This is a genomic window from uncultured Marinobacter sp., from assembly GCF_963974375.1.
Lineage (GTDB): Bacteria > Pseudomonadota > Gammaproteobacteria > Pseudomonadales > Oleiphilaceae > Marinobacter.
The window spans coordinates 1-1,752 of sequence record NZ_CAXBDN010000439.1; the positions used below are offsets into that span (position 1 = coordinate 1).

Genomic DNA, 1,752 nt, shown 5'->3' on the forward strand with positions numbered 1-1,752 from the left:
TCAGGAACCGTCCCGGTGACCAGTTCTGATGGGCCTGGTGCGATTTGGGCATGTGTTCAGTCAGGGTGACGAAGCGGCCCTTACCATGACGAGTATGTAGCGCCACTCGCTGCCCTTTGTGCATCACCTCCACGGAGGTGTCGGTCACCCGAACGTCCAGCTTCACCCCCACCAGGGCGTGGGGCACGCTGTATAGCCGCTTCTCGACCCCGATGTGATAGTCGATACCCGGTCGTGCCTTACGCCACTCGGCGTAGGTGTAGGGCGTGGCGGGGAGTGGTCGTAGTGCCGGTCGATCGAGGGCATCGAACAGGCTTTGACGACTCTCTGTCCGTCCTTGGAACGGGCGCTGGTTCAGCGCTGGTAACAACGCGGCGATGGCGGCGTTCAACTCGGCCAGAGAGAAGAACGTCTGGTGCCGTAACCGGGCCAGGATCCAGCGCTCGACCAACAGCACGGCGGCTTCAGCCTTTGCCTTGTCCTTGGGCTTGTAGGGACGCGCGGGCAGCACCGCCGTCTGATAGTGAGCAGCCAGTTCAGCGTAGGTCTCGTTGATCTTCGGGGTGTAACGGTCCGCCTTGGTGACCGCTGCCTTGAGGTTGTCCGGAACCAGCAGTGCCGGCACCCCGCCGAAGAACGTCAGCATCCGTTGGTGGGAGGCGATCCAGTCCGGCAGGCTCTGGCTCCCGGTGGCCTCGGCGAAGGTGTAGCTGGAGGCGCCAAGCACGGCGACAAAGACCTGGGCCTGACGCATCTCTCCGGTGCTCCGGTCCACCACCGGCACGGTCGGTCCGCAGTAATCGATAAAGACCTTCTCGCCGGCCCGGTGAACCTGGCGCATGCTGCGCCGTTGCCGCCCCCGCCAGAGCCGGTAATGATGGCAGAACTGGCTGTAGCGGTAGGCCTTGTCGCCGTGGCGTTCCGTGTACTCGGCCCAGAGCAGTTGCAGGGTAACGCCCTTGGTCTTGAGTTCCTGATGAACCTGGAAGTAATCCGGCTCAGCAAAGCGTGAGGGCGGTGCCTTGACGGGGAACAGCCGTGCTTCCAGCCAGGCCTCATCAGCATCCTCGGGCAACGGCCAAGTGATGCCCTTCGCCTGGGCCTGGCTGACGTACTTGCCAACCACACCTTTGGAGAGACCGCAGGCGCGGGCAATGCGGTCGTGACTCAGGCCTACTTCGTACTTGAGGCGCAAGACCTCGATGATCTGTCGCATGGAAATCCTCGCAGCCGGCATCCGCACTTCCTCGTGATGAAAAAGAAGGGTATGCCGAATAAAGTTGAAGAATTCCAGCGTGTTGAATGTGATTCCGGGGGAACGTGACCGATGATTCCGGCAACGTGACCGGCGATTCCGGAAAACGGCCCAAAATCGGTCACGATAAAACGGAATGCGCGGTCACCATCATCCAGAACAGACGGTCACGTTCAAACGGAATGGGCGGTCACGATAGGGCGGAATATGCAGCAATGTCGCGACCTTGCCCATTCGTAATATGAACAAATATTGGTGCATTGTGCTGAGCCAAGTAGTGTTGACCACCTGGAACCTCAGGGAGAATACGGCGCATCTTATTTTTGAGGGCTATCAGCACCTCTGCCAAGGGATCAGTTGAAGCCAAGTGCTTCGGCGTAGAGTTCCCACGGTTTTTATCAAAAAAAATTGAATGAAAACCTTTATCGAAAGCTGGTTTGATTTCGTTGATATACAGTCCAAAAGCAACCGAATCGACATTTGACTGGAGCTTTTCG

General features: G+C 58.6%; 2 protein-coding genes. Both read right to left on the reverse strand.

From position 1 onward, the window contains the following. The coding region (istA, locus tag AAC035_RS21170; protein ID WP_339807101.1) for an IS21 family transposase at positions 1-1,216 on the reverse strand (1,216 nt) is incomplete at its 3' end. A 229-nt stretch (positions 1,217-1,445) separates the two neighbouring features. Then, on the reverse strand, positions 1,446-1,752 hold a 307-nt coding region (locus AAC035_RS21175; RefSeq protein WP_339807100.1), incomplete at its 5' end, for a hypothetical protein.